General features: G+C 39.4%; 17 protein-coding genes. 2 read left to right on the top strand and 15 right to left on the bottom strand.

Features of this window, described 5'->3' with window-relative positions:
- Window positions 1-8 precede the first annotated feature (8 nt).
- From B9T24_RS10970 to B9T24_RS10920, 11 genes are all read right to left on the bottom strand, one after another.
- Window positions 9-992 (bottom strand): hypothetical protein, encoded by a 984-nt coding sequence (locus tag B9T24_RS10970; protein ID WP_086165803.1) that lies wholly within the window; start codon window positions 990-992, stop codon window positions 9-11.
- Window positions 993-1,021: 29 nt separating this feature from the next.
- A complete protein-coding gene (gene kdsB, locus B9T24_RS10965) occupies window positions 1,022-1,783 on the bottom strand; it encodes a 3-deoxy-manno-octulosonate cytidylyltransferase (RefSeq protein ID WP_086165802.1) in 762 nt (253 codons plus the stop codon).
- Between the two features lie 12 nt (window positions 1,784-1,795).
- The gene (gene lpxK / locus B9T24_RS10960; RefSeq protein WP_086165801.1) at window positions 1,796-2,800 is read right to left on the bottom strand and encodes a tetraacyldisaccharide 4'-kinase; all 1,005 of its coding nucleotides are present in this window, start codon (window positions 2,798-2,800) and stop codon (window positions 1,796-1,798) included.
- Window positions 2,801-2,803: 3 nt separating this feature from the next.
- Window positions 2,804-4,531 (bottom strand): lipid A export permease/ATP-binding protein MsbA, encoded by a 1,728-nt coding sequence (msbA, locus tag B9T24_RS10955; protein ID WP_086165800.1) that lies wholly within the window; start codon window positions 4,529-4,531, stop codon window positions 2,804-2,806.
- Window positions 4,531-4,953, bottom strand: coding sequence for an ExbD/TolR family protein (locus B9T24_RS10950; protein WP_086165799.1), 423 nt, complete (start codon window positions 4,951-4,953; stop codon window positions 4,531-4,533). The genes msbA and B9T24_RS10950 overlap by 1 nt, the downstream gene beginning before the upstream one ends.
- Before the next feature lie 8 nt (window positions 4,954-4,961).
- Window positions 4,962-5,600 (bottom strand): MotA/TolQ/ExbB proton channel family protein, encoded by a 639-nt coding sequence (locus B9T24_RS10945; protein ID WP_086165798.1) that lies wholly within the window; start codon window positions 5,598-5,600, stop codon window positions 4,962-4,964.
- Between the two features lie 24 nt (window positions 5,601-5,624).
- A complete protein-coding gene (locus B9T24_RS10940; protein ID WP_086165797.1) occupies window positions 5,625-6,512 on the bottom strand; it encodes a ParB/RepB/Spo0J family partition protein in 888 nt (295 codons plus the stop codon).
- Window positions 6,509-7,291 (bottom strand): ParA family protein, encoded by a 783-nt coding sequence (locus B9T24_RS10935; RefSeq protein ID WP_074945705.1) that lies wholly within the window; start codon window positions 7,289-7,291, stop codon window positions 6,509-6,511. Before B9T24_RS10935 ends, B9T24_RS10940 begins: the two co-directional genes overlap by 4 nt.
- Before the next feature lie 25 nt (window positions 7,292-7,316).
- Window positions 7,317-7,949 carry a 16S rRNA (guanine(527)-N(7))-methyltransferase RsmG gene (rsmG, locus tag B9T24_RS10930; protein WP_086165796.1) on the bottom strand — a complete coding sequence of 211 codons (633 nt, stop codon included), beginning with the start codon at window positions 7,947-7,949 and terminating at the stop codon, window positions 7,317-7,319.
- A gap of 84 nt (window positions 7,950-8,033) precedes the next feature.
- Window positions 8,034-8,723, bottom strand: coding sequence for an N-acetylmuramate alpha-1-phosphate uridylyltransferase MurU (gene murU, locus B9T24_RS10925; RefSeq protein WP_086165795.1), 690 nt, complete (start codon window positions 8,721-8,723; stop codon window positions 8,034-8,036).
- On the bottom strand, window positions 8,723-9,736 hold the full coding sequence (locus tag B9T24_RS10920) for an aminoglycoside phosphotransferase family protein (protein ID WP_086165794.1): 1,014 nt from the start codon (window positions 9,734-9,736) through the stop codon (window positions 8,723-8,725). The genes murU and B9T24_RS10920 overlap by 1 nt, the downstream gene beginning before the upstream one ends.
- Before the next feature lie 120 nt (window positions 9,737-9,856).
- On the opposite strand from B9T24_RS10920, the gene B9T24_RS10915 reads away from it, so the two are divergent.
- Both B9T24_RS10915 and B9T24_RS10910 read left to right on the top strand, forming a co-directional pair.
- The gene (locus B9T24_RS10915) at window positions 9,857-12,319 is read left to right on the top strand and encodes an LPS-assembly protein LptD (protein WP_086165793.1); all 2,463 of its coding nucleotides are present in this window, start codon (window positions 9,857-9,859) and stop codon (window positions 12,317-12,319) included.
- On the top strand, window positions 12,319-13,623 hold the full coding sequence (locus B9T24_RS10910; protein WP_086165792.1) for a peptidylprolyl isomerase: 1,305 nt from the start codon (window positions 12,319-12,321) through the stop codon (window positions 13,621-13,623). The genes B9T24_RS10915 and B9T24_RS10910 overlap by 1 nt, the downstream gene beginning before the upstream one ends.
- 214 nt (window positions 13,624-13,837) lie before the next feature.
- Here the strand turns inward: B9T24_RS10910 and hfq are convergent, their stop codons facing one another.
- The 4 genes from hfq to tsaE all read right to left on the bottom strand — a co-directional run bounded on the left by hfq (window position 13,838) and on the right by tsaE (window position 17,838).
- On the bottom strand, window positions 13,838-14,368 hold the full coding sequence (gene hfq, locus B9T24_RS10905) for an RNA chaperone Hfq (protein ID WP_086165791.1): 531 nt from the start codon (window positions 14,366-14,368) through the stop codon (window positions 13,838-13,840).
- A 91-nt stretch (window positions 14,369-14,459) separates the two neighbouring features.
- A complete protein-coding gene (miaA, locus tag B9T24_RS10900) occupies window positions 14,460-15,404 on the bottom strand; it encodes a tRNA (adenosine(37)-N6)-dimethylallyltransferase MiaA (protein ID WP_086165790.1) in 945 nt (314 codons plus the stop codon).
- 6 nt (window positions 15,405-15,410) lie between these two features.
- A complete protein-coding gene (gene mutL / locus B9T24_RS10895; protein WP_086165789.1) occupies window positions 15,411-17,369 on the bottom strand; it encodes a DNA mismatch repair endonuclease MutL in 1,959 nt (652 codons plus the stop codon).
- A complete protein-coding gene (gene tsaE / locus B9T24_RS10890; protein ID WP_074945685.1) occupies window positions 17,362-17,838 on the bottom strand; it encodes a tRNA (adenosine(37)-N6)-threonylcarbamoyltransferase complex ATPase subunit type 1 TsaE in 477 nt (158 codons plus the stop codon). Before tsaE ends, mutL begins: the two co-directional genes overlap by 8 nt.
- Window positions 17,839-17,941 lie beyond the last annotated feature (103 nt).

The following is a 17,941-nucleotide window of genomic DNA, read 5'->3' as shown; positions in this document are numbered from 1 at the left end:
CTTTAAATTTAAATATTCATTAGTTTTATACACAATTGATCAAGCACTAAGTTGCTTTGTACATTCTGCTCAATAAATTGTTTAGATTGTTGCAAGTCAGCATAAATACTAAATAAGAACTCCAATGAATATTGTTCTGATAGTACAGTGAAATCCAAATCATGATTTTTGATTTGTTGATTTAGCTTGACACAAATTAAATCGGACAACAAGTATTCAAACATTTGCGCAAAATCACTAAAATTAAGTGCTTTATTCCACTTGGTCGCAATTGCCATCGGCATATTCTTTTGCGTCACGAGTTTTTGCCAATCATTTAAAAATTCTTGTCGTTTATTTGGCCAGTCAGCTTCTGCCAGTTGCATTGCTTGCAGTGGCATTTGATTGGACAAATTAAGCAACAATTGTTTTTGTGTCTGATCTAGATCTGGCAAATACTCGGTCAAATATGCGTCTGCTTGCGCCTCCGACATACGATCCAGAGCAAAATGCTGTAAGCGACTACGAATGGTCGCAGGAAGTTTCAAATAGTGATCTGCCAATAAAATAATGACAATCCGATCACCCGGTTCCTCAAGTGTTTTTAACAATGCATTTGCAGAAGCTATATTAAGCGCTTCCGCTGGCTCAATCACAATGACACGCCAACCATCTACAGTTTGTTGCACAAAAGGCAATAAATCACGAATTTTTTCAATTTTAATTTTCGCATTTTGCTTTTTATTTTCTTCATCTGTGCTGATGTATACATAGTTCGGATGAGTATCCGACTTTAACCAGAGACAACTACTACATTCACCACAGGGAGCATTGCGCTCATGTCGATTTGCACACAAAACCCATGCCAAAAAATATTGTGCAAAAGCTTCTTTACCACAGCCTTTTTTGCCATAAAAAAGCAAGCCATGTCCAAGTTTTGGGAAGCGCCCAGTGAGCGTATCCCAAACCGTTTTTTGCCATGGGTAAACTTGTGCAACCACATTATTCTGCATTAAATTTAAATCCAACCTGCGCCAAAATTCTACTCAAAACAAGATACATCCATTTCATTCAGACGATCTAAATCGGCTTGTGTATCGACACCCGGTGGCAAGTTGGCTTCTGCAACCGCAATCGCAATACGATGACCATTTTCAAGTACGCGTAATTGTTCCAAACTTTCAAGCTGTTCCAATACACCCATGTCCCAAGACACGTATTCTTGTAGCAAATTGACGCGATAAGCATATAAACCTAAGTGGCGGTATGTTTGCGGATGCAATGATTGAACCTCTTGCTGAGCACCATCACGATCATAGGGAATGGTCGCACGACTAAAATACAAGGCTTGATTGTATTTAGACATCACCACTTTCACAATGCTGTCACGCTTAAATTCTTCTAAGCTATGAATTGGCTCGCACAACGTGGACATAGAGGATTCAGGCTGTGATTCCAATAATTGTGCAACTTGCTGCACCAATTGTGCTGGAAGCAAAGGCTCATCACCCTGTACATTAACCACAATATCTTCACTTGCCCAACCTTTAATTCGAGCAACCTCACTTAAGCGATCCGTACCTGATGGATGGTCTGCATGGGTCAGTACCACATCCACACCTTCAGCACGACAAACTTCAGCAATACGCTCATCATCCGTAGCCACACATAAATCATCAAAACCCGCGACTTTTTTTGCTTGATCAACCACACGCAAAATCATTGGACGACCATGAATTTCTAACAATGGCTTACCCGGTAAACGTGAACTTGCAAAACGTGCAGGAATAACAATATGCTTCATAAATGATGAACCTTAAGAAATTTGAATACCGACTTGCTGTAATTGCTGATGTAAAATTTCATAGCACTGTGGCGAAAGTACCGCTTCAACAGGAACGACCCAAATTTCCCGTTTAAAATCTGGATTTTGCTTTAATAGGGGCAAAATTTTCACTGCATCTTTTTCAGTGGTAATGATTGGATTGCTATCTTCAAATTGCAGATCGGTAATTTCATAATCATAATGATCTGGAAATTCATGACATTGAAATTGATAAATACCGATAGAATCTAAAGTTTTATAAAAACGTTGCGGAAAACCAATTCCGACGACAGCATAGAAATTATTGGCTGGATTAAAAATCTTAGCTTCTACTGCATTGAGCAAATAGGGTGTATCCACTTCTAAATGCATATTTAAAGCCGTTTTAGGACTTGCTGCATGCTCAATCACGGTTCCTGTATTTAATCGACTGACGGGTTCTCTTAAATAACCTTCAGGTAATAGTTTTTGATTACCTAAACCACGATTTTGATCCAGTACAATCCACTCAATTTGACGATGTAAAGCCAAATGTTGCAAACCATCATCGCTAATAATTAAGTCCAACTCATGCTTGGATAATAGATACTCAATACTCTGTTGTCGATTTGAACCCACCACCATAGGAACACATGTGGATTGCACAATCAAACAAGGTTCATCACCCACAACATCTGGCACAGACTCCAAATCAACATAGGCTGGAAAAGGTCCTTTCCCACCATAACCACGACTAATCACACCCACACGAATATTTTTATTTTGTAGATAACTAACCAGTTGGATCAGTAACGGTGTTTTACCACTCCCGCCCACGGTAATATTTCCAATCACCATCACGGGTACGGCTGCTTGATAACTTGATTTAATGCCCATTTGGTACAGCTTTTTATTCAATACAAAACCGCCACGATAGAGCCATGCCAAAGGTCTAAGCACAATTAACCACTTCGCTTGTTTATTCCAAGCATCTTGAATCAATTGTGCAATTGACATAAATCAATTTTCCTCAAAATTACGCTGATGCAATTGGTGATAAGCGCCGCGCTTAGCAATTAATTCCGCATGCGTACCTTGCTCAACAATTCTACCTTTATCCATCACCACAATAAGGTCAGCATTTTCAATGGTCGATAAACGATGCGCGATAACAATGGTCGTACGATCCTGCATGGCAGCATCAAAAGCCTGTTGAATATAGTATTCCGATTCGTTATCTAAGGCACTGGTGGCTTCATCCAAAATCAAAATTGGTGCATTTTTCAAAATGGCGCGTGCAATTGCAATACGCTGACGTTGCCCACCCGATAAATTTAAACCTTGCGCACCCAGTTGTGTATCGTAGCCTTGTGGTAAAGCCATAATAAAGTCATGTGCATAAGCGGCTTTTGCTGCGGCAATAACATCTGCATCAGTTGCACCTTCGAGCTGTCCATAGGCAATATTGTCACGAACAGTACGATTAAATAGCACCACTTGCTGATTCACCATCGCAACTTGGGTTCGCAAACTGTTCAAGTCTATATCTTGAATATCGTGCTGATCTAAATAAATATGACCTGAATTCGCTTCTTGAAAACGCACCAATAGATTCACTAAGGAGGTTTTACCTGCACCTGAACGCCCAACCAGAGCAACTGTTTCACCCGATTTAACATTTAAATTTAAATCACGAATCGCGTGATGACCATCTGCATAAATTAAATTCACATTTTGCAATTGGATATTACCTTTAAGCACAGGCGTTAAAGTCCCTGTATTTTGCTCTTCAGGCAAATCAAGTAATTCAAAAACTGAATGTGCTGCTGCCATACCACGTTGTAATTTTTCATTTACATCCGTTAATGCTTTGATTGGTTTGCTTAGCATACCTGCTGCGGTAATGTAAGCAACGAACTCACCAGCACTGGTATCACGTAAAATTTCTGGTCTTAATGCAATCCAGATAATAATACCCATGGCAAGTGACATAATGAATTGCACAACAGGGCTATTGAGCTGCTGTACCACCACCATTTTCAAACCGCGTTTTAAGTTTTCAAGCGAGTGATTTTTAAAACGAGTTTGTTCATACTCTTGCCCGCCAAAACCTTTTACAACCAAATTACCATTAACTGTTTCTTGCACTACATGGTTAACATCACCCATGGTGTCTTGAACTTGTATGGACAATATCCGCATACGTTTCGATGCTTTACGAATCAGAAAACCCATCAACGGAGCAAAAATCAGAATAATAAGGGTCAATCGCCAATTGCTATACAACAAATACCCTAACAAGCCAATGGTAATCAGACCTTGTTGCACAATGGTTTTGAGTGATTCTGATGAAGCAGCGGTTAATTGCTCCACGTTGTACATAATTTTAGCGGTGATATGACCGCTGGTATTATCTAAATAATACTGAGATGGAAGTCGAAGTAACTTACCAAAAACTTCCTGACGAATATTAAAGACTAAATTCCGAGAAATCACCGCCGTGAAATAGCCCCCGATAAAGGAGCCCACACCACGGAAAAACATCAGCAAGATGACTAAAAAAGGAAATATAGAAGTAAAGCCTTGATCTCTATGTTGGATTGCGGTAATGATTTTTTCTAATAATTTTGCAATAGATACTTCTGTTGCTGCACTAATTGCAAAACCGATAAAAACTAATATCGCTATACCCCAAAAAGGCTTTAAATAGCCCAAAAGACGTAGATAGACTTTAAAATCTTGCTTCACTAATAACCTCTAGACGGAACTTTAGTACTAATATTGATATTAACAAACCCAAGCTGACCCGCAACATCCATCACACGAATCACATCTTGATGTGTGGCTTTAGCATCAGCAGCAATCACAAACATTAAATCACGACGCTCATTAGAAATCTGTTTAATTGCAGTATTTAAATCAACAACTTCTTTACTCGCAATCGACTGTCCATTAATTGAATAATGCCCTGAAGCATCAACAACCACTTCAATTTTATGCTCATATTGTTTAGGCGGAACACCTTGCGCATCGGGCAAAGTTAAATTCATACGACTAAATTGATTAAATGTGGTTGATAACAATAAAAAAACCAAGATAAACAATAAGCAGTCAATCATGGGTGTCAAATTAATGTGAATATCTTCAACTTGTGTGCGTTTGAATTTCATTTTTCACCCTAACCTGCTTTTCTAAAATCTTGTTCTTCAACTGTAGAATTTTGATAGAAAAGTGCCGCATGAAATAATGTCGATTGTTGCTCAAGCTCTGCAACATATTCTTGCACTAAACGCTGAAAATAACGATAAGCAAACAACGCTGGAATTGCAATAAACATCCCTGCTGCAGTGGTAATCAAGGCTTTTGAGATACCCGGAATCATCAGTGTTGGATTACTATTGGTGCCTAAATCGATCACTAGAAAAGACTCAATAATACCTAAAACTGTACCCAATAAGCCTAAAAGTGGCGCTACAGCACTTAATGTACCCAAGAAATTAATATTTTTTTCCAAATAACCAATTTCTTGAGAAGCCGTGACTTCCATTTGCGCACGCGCATATTGTTCATTTTGATTTTTACTTTGATAGCCCGCAGTAAAAATACGCCCCAAAGTACTGCCTTTTAATGCTTCATCTTGTTGTAATTGCTGCATGACCGCATCTGCATTTTGAGTCTGGCTCAATAACAATGCTTTTGGCAAAATCATCGATTTTTTTAACCGAATCATGCGTTCAATTGTGATTGCAACAGTAAAAATCGAGCATAAAACAAGGGGCAGCATTAACCACCCACCTGCTTTGACTAATTCCCACATGTATTTCCCCAATAAAATAAAAAATTATTCTGCAAAACAAATATTTAAAATGCCATCCAACTCATCCAAAGAATGGTATTGAATGACCAATTTTCCTTTACCTTGCTTATTATGATCAATTTTTACATCTGCGCTAAAACGCTCTGCTAAACGTTGTGTTAATTGTTGAATATCTGGTGCAACGTCTGTTTTGGCTTTTTCTTGTTTCGGTGCATTCAAATCACGCACCAATTGCTCTGTTTGACGTACAGATAAACTTTTTTCAATCACATGTTCTGCAACTTTAAGCTGATCTTTGGCTTTTAACGTTAAGATTGCGCGAGCATGCCCCATATCAAGTAAGCCTTGCTGCATAAAGTCTTTGACTGAGTCTGCCAAAGACAGTAAACGCAATAAATTACTGATGGTCGTCCGTGCTTTGCCAACTGTATCGGCAATTTCTTGGTGACTTAAACCAAATTCCTCATGAAAGCGCTGTAACGCCATTGCTTGATCAATTGGATTCAAATCTTGACGCTGAATGTTTTCAATCAATGCCAAAGCAATGGCAACTTGATCGGTTAAATCACGCACAATCGCAGGAATTTCAGTTAAACCTGCTAGTTGTGCAGCTCGCCAGCGGCGCTCACCAGCAATAATTTCATAAGGAAATTTTTCATCATCGATGGGACGAATGACAATCGGCTGCATCACACCATGTTTTTCAATTGAAGCCGCAAGCTCTTGAAGATCGTGCTCATGAATAAAACGTCGTGGTTGATATTCACCACGGGTCAACAAATGAACATTGATTTGTTTTAACTGACCATGATCTAAAGCCTGAGCTTCCATTTGTAGTTTTTCTTTTTGGATTGAACCAAGTAAGGCATCCAAACCACGACCTTTAGCCAAACCTCGTTTTTTTATGGTCATGCTGTCATTCCTTTTTGTACTTTACTTTTTTTTACCATTTCAGCTGCTAAATTTAAGTAAGCAACTGCACCTTTTGAACTTTTTTCAAAGAAAATAATCGGCAAACCATGTGCAGGGGCTTCAGCTAAGCGTACATTACGTGGAATGACAGTGTCATACAGTTTCTTACCAAAGTATTGTTCAAGCTCTTCAGAAACATCACGCGTCAATGCATTTCGTGCATCATACATGGTGCGGAGCACACCTATAATTTTCAAATCTGGATTCAGTGCTTGTTGAATACGATCAATGGTTTGAGTCAAATCTGCTAAACCTTCTAGTGCATAATATTCACATTGCATTGGAATAAGCACACCGTGTACCGCAGCTAAAGCATTGACCGTAATTAAGCTCAGACTAGGTGCGCAGTCCACAATAATATAATCAAAAGAATGATCTATTTCTTTTAATGCTTCACGCAGAATAAACTCACGACCCTCTTGTTCTGCAATCGCAAGTTCCACACCAGCTAAATCACGATTTGCACCTAAAACCTTATAACCCACTTCAGCTTTGGTAATGGCCGTTTCAATCGGAACTTCGCCCAACAAAACATCCGTAACTGAATATAAAAGATCATTTTTTTGGATACCAGATCCCATCGTGGCATTTCCCTGTGAGTCCATATCCACAAGTAAAACGCGCTTCTTTAACACAGCTAACGATGCTGCCAAATTTACTGCGGTTGTGGTCTTGCCTACACCACCTTTTTGGTTCGCAATCGCAATAATTTGTGCCATGGTAACCCCAACCCTTCAAAAATAATTAAATATGTTTTAACAAAAGTAGATGACGCTGTTCATCTAAGCGTGGAACCGTTAATGCAACGATGTCACAGCTAAATTCTTGCTTAATGACTGCAACTTCTTCTTCAGGAATTAAACCCTTCATTGAAGCAATGATACTGTGCTCATGCATATACGGTTTCGATGCAGCAACAAAGTCAATTAAGGATGCAAAGGCACGACTGGTGATGACATCAAATTGTCCCAAGTCATTGATACTGTCTGTATTTTCAACACGTGTTTGCACTGCAATTACATTTTTTAGTTTTAAATCAGCAATAAATTGCTTCAAGAAACGAATTTTTTTGCCATTTGAATCGAGTAAAACACATTCGCGTTCTGGCTGACATAAAGCAATGATCATGCCTGGCATACCACCGCCCGTACCAATGTCAAGCAAACGACCTTGTGGTAAGTCTTTTAAAATACTCAGACTATCAAGCAAATGTTTCACCAGCATTTCTTTAGGATCACGAATAGCGGTTAAATTATAAGCTTTGTTCCACAGCACAAGTGCATCTTGATACTTCAGCAATAGATTTAATGCTTCTTCACTCAAATCTAAGCCAAGCGTTTGACTACCTTGCTTTAAGTCTTGAAAAAAAGGATGCATAAAGAAGACATCTCAATAAAATTAAACTGAAGTATACCGATTTCTAAGCCGTGGAACAGTAGTTAACGCTTAGTGATTATGCACTTAAGCGTACATCCCTTGACGAATCTGTAGATCTAGGTCACTTAATCGTTCAGGTGTGCCAACATCAACCCAAGCTGCTTGCATTTTTTCTGCTGAAATTTTTCCATCCAACATGGCATTTTTTAATAAAGGCGCAAGTGGTCGTTTGCCATTTTCCAGACCATCAAACATTTTAGGATGAATAACAGAAACCCCACTAAAGGTTAAATTTTCACCCTGTTGATTTTGATCAAAGGTATAAGCTCGCCCTTCTGCAAGGGTGAAATCACCATTCGGATGCTGTTCAGGGTTACTTACAAGGACCAGATGAGCAAGATCATTTTCAAGTTTTACATCAAGTAAAGAACTAAAATCAAAGGTGGTCCAGACATCACCATTTACCAGTATAAAAGGTTCTGTACCAAGCAAGGGCAAAGCATTAATGATGCCACCTGCGGTTTCCAACCCTTCATCCTCACGTGTCCAGCGAATCTGTACGCCAAACTGTGAACCATCGCCCAAAGCACCAATCAGAACATCTGCTAGCCATGCTGAATTAATGACTATTTCAGTCACACCAATTTCTTTTAATTTTTTGATATGCCATACAATCAATGGCTTACCACCGACTTCAAGCAATGGTTTTGGCTTGTATAAAGTCAGTGGACGCATGCGGTTGCCTAGACCCGCAGCTAAAATCATGGCTTTCATTATGCAGCAACCTCGTAAATACCGTATTTGGCTTCAAATTTCGGCATTACTTTAGCGTGAATAAACTGCATAAACGGTTGTAATTCTGCATACGGCTTGCTTTCTTCAAGTAAATACCACATCACACGCGGTAAATCTTTGAGGTAACCAGTTTTTCCATCACGTTCAAATAAACGCACAAAAATACCTAAAATTTTAATGTGTCGTTGAATTGCCATTAAATCAGCATCACGTTTAAATTGTTCAAAATCACGGTCTTGTTTTGCAATTTCAGGCAACAAATCATAAAAAACTTTAAACCATGCATAAACTTGATCTGCATTCCACTGCACATAAGCGTCACGGGTAATGGAAATTAGGTCGTAAGTATCCGCACCAATCACAGCATCTTGGAAATCAATCACCCCAAGTTCCGTTTCACCTTCAATTTTCATCAAATTACGACTATGAAAATCGCGATGCACGATCACTTGCGGTTGCGCTAATGCAGCATTGGCCAAAATTGCAAAGGTTCGTTTAATTAACGCCTGCTCTTCTTTACTTGGCTCAATGTGCAGTGATGGCAACATCCAATCCGTCAATAATTGCATTTCACTGAGCAATTTTTCATATGAATATTCAGGAAACTGTTTCACCCCATCAATTGCTTGCAATTCGATCAATTGCTTAAAACTTTGCGCATAGTAGGCATCAACAGTGTCATCGTTAAGCAAAGTTGAGAGTAAAACATCACCAAAATCTTCAAGTAATAAAAAACCTTGCTGTAAATCTTTTGCAACAATATGCGGTACACGAACACCATGCGTATCGAAAAACTGGTCAATCGTCACAAAAGGTACACAATCTTCTTTTTCTGGTGGTGCATCCATAAGCATAAATGTTTTATTATTCAACTTGATTCGTGCATAACGACGGAAGCTTGCATCGCCTGGCAAAAAATTAATTTCAAATTGATCTGAATCAAGTACAGATGTAATCCATGTATGTATGATTTGTTCACGTTGTGTTTTCATTTGCGATAAATTCTAAAACAGGCTGAGTTTTTAAAGTACTAAGTGTAGCCACTTATCAACTTTTTCTCTATGATGCGAGAATAATTAATTGCGATTAAGCATACTTGGTTAATGAGACAAATGAAGCATCAGTTCAAATTTAATCCTTTAGCGACTGCTATCTTGACCCTTTTATGTGGCAGCTCGATTTCAAGCTATGCTGAGTCCACACTTCCAGCTTCGACTGTCAACAATCAAAAAATGAAGGACAGCATTCAAGAAGCTTATCCTGGACAACAGTTTTTTGAACAATACTACGTTGACAAGTCGGCTCCTGAAGCCAAGCAACGGCAAGGACAGTACTTAAGCTCAGCATATTGTCAAGGCGCTTGGATCACCCCGATTAGCCCCGAAACGAAAGCGCTAGGTGCTGCTGAAGTAACTTCAGTGGTCACTGCTGATTATGGGCATTACGACCCAAATGGTGACTCAGTACTTGAAGGCAATGTACTCATTGACCAAGATGGTCGTCAAATTCGTGCCGATAAAATCACCATTGATAAAACACAAACATTTGCCAATGCTGAAGGTCGTGTTCAAATGGCTCAGGCTGGTTTGCTCGCCCAAAGCGATCAAATCAATTACAACCTAAAAACACAGCAAGGCGATTTAAATAACAGCTTCTATATTTCAGAAGAACAACATGCGCATGGTCGCGCGGAAAAAATTTCCCGCACCTCTGAAAACATTGTGGTGATGAACAATGCGACATACAGCACATGCCCACCAGATGAAACACCAACTTGGAAAATCCAAGCCAATAAAATCACACTAAATCAAGAAACAGGGCGCGGAGAAACTCGCGGAACCAAGCTTTATGTTAAAGATGTTCCCGTTTTAGCTGTTCCCTATTTTAACTTCCCGATTGATGACCGACGCACTACGGGTATTTTAAGCCCAAGCTTTGGCTTCACCAATGATGGTGGTGTAGAACTTGCTGTACCTGTTTATTTAAATTTAGCACCCAATTACGATGCGACAGTAACACCACGGTATATTGCTGATCGTGGTGCAATGCTTGAAGGTGAATTCCGTTATTTAACTGAAAACTTCGGCTCAGGTATGATTTGGGGCGGTTATTTAGCTTCTGATGAGAAGTATGATGACCAAGACCGTAAAGATTTACACTTGCTGCATAACTGGCAAATCAATGAACAGTTCTCTACAAACCTAGATTATAACTACGCATCAGATAAAGATTATTTCACTGATTTAAATAATAATCCAAACTCTAAAACTGACTTAAACTTACGTCGTGCATGGGAACTTAACTATAAAAATGGTATTCCTGGCTTAAAAGTCCAGTTAAAGGTTGAAAACTTTCAAACCTTGGACAAAACCGTTTCTGATGAAGACCGCCCTTACGCACGTTTACCACAGTTCCTATTAAATTATAAAACGGGAAATCCACTGGGTTTACAATACGAGTTTAATCACGATACCGCTTACTTCAAAAAAGAGATCAGCAACTTCACCAATGGAACTGGTACAACCGTCGAACCAAGTGGTACTCGTATCTATAATGATTTTGCCGTTCGCTATAATTACCGCAACCCTTGGTCATTTATTATTCCTGAAGTATCCCTTCGTAATGTAAATACTTTTTACGATCAAAATACCATTGATGCGCTTAATCAAGACACAAACTCATCCAATGAAAGTCAATCTGTGACGGTGCCACAATTTACTTTAGATGCAGGTTTAACCTTTGAAAAAGATGGTAAGTACCTACAAACCCTTACTCCACGCGCATTTTATGCTTATGCACCGTACAGAAACCAAGAAGGTCATCCGAACTTTGATTCGGCAACCGCCTCTATTAATTATGATCAATTATTTAGTGCACGCCGTTTCTATGGACACGACCGCTTAGAAGATAATAACTTCTTAACGCTTGGTCTAAGCTACAGCCTATTCGATGAAATTGGCTTAGAGCGCTTAAAAACCAGCATCGGTCAAAGTTATTATTTTGAAGATCGTCGCGTTAGTTTAGATAATGTTGCAGATGAGTTTGATACTGAACATCATACAGGCCCTGTTTTAAGTATATCTAGCCAACTTTCACAAAAACTTAGTATTGGTGCAAACTCGGCTTGGATGTCGAATGGTGACAATGCCCAACGTGATTTACAGCTCTATTATACTGGCGATAAAGGCAATCTTTATAATGTGGGTTACTTCTATCGTAAAGATATTCCAAACCGACAAGATCAATATGATCAAGTGGTGGCATCTTTCATTCAGCCAATATCAAATAACTGGCGCATTATGGGCCATGCCCAATACGATATCGAAAATAACGTGGCACGCGAATATTTACTCGGTGTCAATTATGAGTCGTGTTGCTGGGGTGTTTCAGTGTATGGACGTTCTTACTACAACGATCTAGACAATGTAAATGAAGATGGTGTGAATGCTAAACGTGCCATCATGGCTGAAATTAGCCTCAAAGGCTTAGGTGGTTTCAATAACAAACTTTCATCATTACTAGAGAATCGTATTCTAGGTTTCAATAATATTAATCAATCTTGGACACAACGTTAATGAAGACAATCCAGTTAAAACATTTTTTTAAAGCGACTGCGCTTGCTGTAGCCTTATCTTCATCAATGACTACTTTCGCACAATCAAAAAATGAGGTTGTTGCTGTAGTAGATAACAGTGTCATTCTAAAAAGTGATTTAGAACAAAATATTGCAGAAATCAAGCATCAACTTGAAGCGCAAAAGAAACCCGTTCCACCAGAGCAATATTTGCAACAACAAGCACTTGATCAACTGATTATTCGCCAAGCACAACTTGAACAAGTTAAACGCTACAACATTAAAGCTGATGAAAAAAGCTTAAATGAAGCAGTCATGAAAGTTGCAAACCAGTCTGGAAGCCAAAGTCTAGAAGCTTTTCAACAAAAACTAGATGCCATTGCACCTTCCACTTATGAGTCTCTGCGCAATCGCATTGCAGAAGATTTAGCCATTAATCGTTTACGTCAGCAAATGGTGATGTCACGAATTAAAATTAGTGATCAAGACGTTGAAAACTTCTTAAAAACCCCACAAGGTCAAGCTGCATTAGGCAATCAAGTTCATGTATTACATGTACGTATTTCGGGTGAAAAAAATATCGAAAAGGTTGCAGAACAAGTTAAAGCTGCATTAAAAGATAGCAATGATGTTGCCGCAATTGATAAAAAATTTACAGCCAATGGCGTGAAAGTTGAAAGTGCTGATATGGGCTTTCGTAATCTGTCTGAAATCCCGAGCGAACTTGCAGCACGTGTCACCTCACTACAAGTCGGTCAAACAACAGATTTAATTCCTGTACGTGACGGTATACATGTTTTAAAACTGGTAGATCGCAAAGGTGCAGAGCAAAAAGCAATTGTATCTCAATATAAAACACGCCATATTTTGATTCAGCCATCCGAAGTGGTCAGCCCAGACAATGCAAAACAGCAGATCAACAGCATTTACAACCGTTTAAAAGCGGGTGAAGATTTTGCAGTATTGGCATCCACCTTCTCCAATGACCCTGGTTCTGCACGCGATAGTGGTAGCTTAGGCTGGGTAAGTCCTGGTGTTATGGTTCCTGAATTTGAAGCACGTATGAAAAGCACGCCTGTCGGTCAAACCAGTGAACCATTCCAAACTCAATTTGGTTGGCACATTCTTCAAGTGACAGATACTCGTCAACAAGACATGACCCACGAATACCAAGAACGTATGGCTCGTCAAATTTTAGGTGAACGTCAATTCGATTCAGAATTAGATAGTTGGTTACGTGAAATTCGCAGCAATGCCTTTGTAGAGATAAAAGATCCAAATCTTGATCGTAAAAAAAATAAATAATCTCAACTTATTTATTTTTAATAAAGAACCAGTTGCTATCAGCAGCTGGTTTTTTTATTACATCAATAAATCTATTTTATGATTGGCTATTTCAACTGAGCTTAATAACTACTTTAAATCTTGTTTAAAAACCATTACATCTATTTACTGATGTAAAAATATAAATTTTTCATAAAAAAACCTCTCACGAGGAGAGGTTTTTAAGAATCAACAATTAACGATTATTTTCGTCTTCTTGAGAGTCTTCAAATTTAGTTTCACCGTCAAAACCAGTATTTGACTGACCACCAAAACCGCCTTGCTGACCGCCGAAGCCGCCTTGACCACCGAAGCCACCTTGTTGACCGCCGAAGCCGCCTTGTTGACCGCCGAAGCCGCCTTGACCACCGAAGCCACCTTGACCACCGAAGCCACCTTGACCACCGAAGCCGCCAGTTTGACCACCGAAGCCACCAGCTTGACCGCCGAAGCCGCCTTGACCAGGTTGAGCACCACCGAAGCCACCAGCGCCTTGAGCACCAGCAGGAGCACCAGCAGGACGTGGATTACGTGCAGGAACAACAGTAGAAATTGCATGTTTGTAAACCATTTGGCTTACAGTATTTTTTAATAAAACTACATATTGGTCAAAAGATTCAATATGACCTTGTAATTTAATACCGTTCACAAGGAAGATAGAAACAGGGATACGTTCCTTACGGAGAGAATTCAAGAACGGATCTTGTAAAGTTTGACCTTTAGACATGTTATAACTCCAAAAAATTTAAAAATCAGCGCAAAAACTATCTCTATTTTTCAATTAAAAATTATAAAAAAGATAGTTACTAAATTTTGCTTTATCCGTAACAGTTTCGCAAGTCTTCTTGAGCCTGCTTTATCGTCAAATATGTTTTAAAATTATGCGACTCTTGCAAAGATCTTAACCAAGTATATTGACGTTTGGCAAGTTGTCGTGTCGCAAATAAAGACTTATCCTCCATTTCTTGTCGTTTTTCATTACTTTGGTCACTTTTTTGTATAAATTCTATAGCTTGACGATAACCGACGGAACGCATTGAGGGTAAATTATCATTCAAATCGTATTTTTCAATCAGTATTTCTATCTCATGTAAAAATCCGATATCCCACATAGTTTTAAGACGTTTTTCAATACGTTTATGCAATTCTACACGATCTGGCAGTAAAGCATGATTATGAAAAGTGTAGCGATATGGTACATTTTTTGGTTGTTCAGCTTGTAGTTTTGTAATCGGCTGCCCAGTGAGTTTAAAAACCTCTAAAGCACGGATAATTCGCTGCTTATCACTGATCTTAAATCTCTCACCTGCTAATGCATCTACGCTACATAATTCAGCATAAACCGCCTCCCAGCCCTGTTGCTCCGCTTGAGCTTCAATTTCAGCGCGGACAGCATAATCTGCACTCGGTAAATTACTCGACAACCCCTCTAACAACGCCTTGAAATACAGCATCGTTCCTCCAACTAAAATCGGGGTTTTTCCACGTGCATGCATGTCGTCAATCAACGCACAAGCATCTTCTACAAACTGTGCTGCTGAATAAACTTCTAAAGGGCTAATAATATCGATCAAATGATGTGGATAGCGCGCCTGCTCTTCTTTTGTCGGCTTTGCTGTACCAATATCCATATCTTGATAAACAAGCGCAGAATCGACAGATATGAGCTCAAAATGACCTTGCTCATACAGTTCACATGCCAAAGCGGTTTTACCACTTGCAGTTGGCCCCATTAAATTGATGACCGGCAATTGATTTGACATGTACAACTACTCTCCTCGAGCAAAAAGTTTATCTAACTGTGAAAGTGGAAATGCACGCCAAGTTGGACGACCATGATTACATTGGCTGGCAAATTCGGTTTGTTCCATTTGACGTAGCAAAGCATTCATTTCTGAAAGGCTAAGAATTCGATGGGCACGAACTGCACCATGACATGCCATGCCTGCTAAGATTTGATCACGTTTTTGTAATAAGCCTTGAGCTTCATCATTTGGATCTAAATCATTGAGTAATTCAGGTACTAAAGATTCAAAATTGGCTTTATGTAAAATAGCGGGCACACCGCGTACAATCACTTGTTCATCGCCATATTGATCTATTTCAAGACCTAAACGCGCAAGCTGATCTTTTAAATCATCAACACGCATGGCTTGCATACGACTAATGCTAATCACTTTAGGAATGAGCAATTGCTGCGATATCCAAAATTCAGGTTTATCCCATGCAGCTTTCATTTGTTGCAACACAATGCGCTCATGTGCAGCATGCATATCCACAATAATTAAGCCTTCGATGTTCTGCGCAAGAATATAAATGCCATGCAATTGTGCAATTGCAATACCCAAGGGGTGCTCATCCACCTTTACGACTGGACTTTGCTCAAACTGGTTCAGTTCTATATCTGCTGAATTTGCTGTTACGCCATCTCGCAAGGGGGATAAATAGCTTTTCAGAGCATTATTGACCTGCTGTGAGCCTATATAACTGCTTTGTGAAGATGCTGCTGAATATTGCACCGTTTGTGGACTGCTGGCATAAAAATCCGTTAATAACTCAGTCGATGATTCAACCAACATCACAGGCTGTTGAGTCTCAACAGAACGATGCAATTGGAACTGTTCCTGATAACGTGGATGTTGCGTTTGAGCATGAACAACCTCATCTTGCACTTTCATGGCTTGCGCTAAATCAATACTTGCCGTTTGAAATTGAGCCAGTGTCTCTTTGGCATAATGACGCACAAATTCATGCACTTCACGTTGATTTAAAAAACGAATTTCATGTTTGGTTGGGTGTACATTAACATCAATATTTTCAGGATCGACTTCTAAAAAAAGTAAATATGCGGCATGTTGATGTCCATGCAAAATACCATCGTAAGCCATGCGTAGTGCATGGGAAATGGTTTTATCTTTCACAATCCGTCCATTGACATAGACATACTGTAAATCCGCTTGCCCTCGTGCATCGGATGGATGACCTAACCATCCAGATAAACGCATGCTGATGCTATCGGCATCAATCCAATAGGCATTTTCGGTAAATGATCGACCTAATAGTTGCTGAACACGTTGGAAACGTAATGCACCACTATCTGCAATGGGTAAATTCAAACGAATATTATTGTTATGTTCGAGCACAAAGCGCATATTAAAATGCGTCAGTGCTAAACGACGCACGATTTCTTCAATATGTCCAAACTCAGTGCCCTGCTTTTTTAAAAATTTACGTCGAGCAGGGACATTAAAAAAAAGGTCTTGCACACGAATGTGCGTTCCCTGCCTAGTCGCTACGGCTTGAATGTCTTGATGGTCAAAAGCCGTACCATTCACTTCAACTTGATAACCAATACCGTCATTATTTTGACTGCTGATTAAAGTTAAACGTGACACAGCAGCAATGGAAGCCAATGCTTCACCACGAAAACCTAAGCTCATAATGGCTTGTAAATCATCCGCAGTTTGAATTTTACTGGTGGCATGCCGCATAACCGCTAAGGCTAAATCTTCAGGATGCACACCACGACCATTGTCAATAATTTCAATTAAGGTACTTCCGCCTTGCTCAACACGGATAATCAGTTCTGTCGCACCCGCATCTATCGAGTTTTCTAATAACTCTTTCACCACTGATGCAGGACGCTCAATCACTTCACCTGCGGCAATTTGGTTCGCCAGTGCAGGGTTAAGGGTATGAATACGACGTTCACTTAAATCATCACGCATTGTTCAATTGACTCTCTAATGCTTGTTTGAGGACTGCTGATGAAAAACTTAAATGGGCTGTACGCGTCAACTCATCTTCAGATTTTTCAATATTAATAATTAAATCTGGTTGCGGAATTTCATCGCCACCTTTGGATGGCCACTCAAATAAAAATAAGGCATCAGGCGTTTCTAAATAATCACGAATTCCCATCAGTTCAAGTTCATAAGGATCATTTACGCGATATAAATCGAAATGAAAAATATCTTTGGCTTGAATTGTATAAGGTTCAACCAAGGTATAAGTCGGACTTTTAACCGCACCTTTATGCCCTAAACTTTGCAAAAAATAACGGGTCAGTGTGGTCTTCCCTGCACCCAAATCACCAATTAAATAAACTACACCCGTGGTAAAATGCTGCGCCAAAACCTGTGCCAAATTTTGGGTATCGTCTTCATTGTTTAGGTTAAAATTAAATGAATACTGCATATTACTCACGACAAAACTCAAAAGAACAATTATGATAGCATCGCACTGCTTTATTGCCCATGCTCGCACTTCTAAATGTGTAACTTTTCCTACATTCATTGTA

This window comes from Acinetobacter sp. ANC 4654 (genome assembly GCF_002135425.1).
Lineage (GTDB): Bacteria > Pseudomonadota > Gammaproteobacteria > Pseudomonadales > Moraxellaceae > Acinetobacter > Acinetobacter kyonggiensis.
Note: the sequence above shows the minus strand (reverse complement) of the source record. Positions and strands in the feature narration are given on the sequence as shown.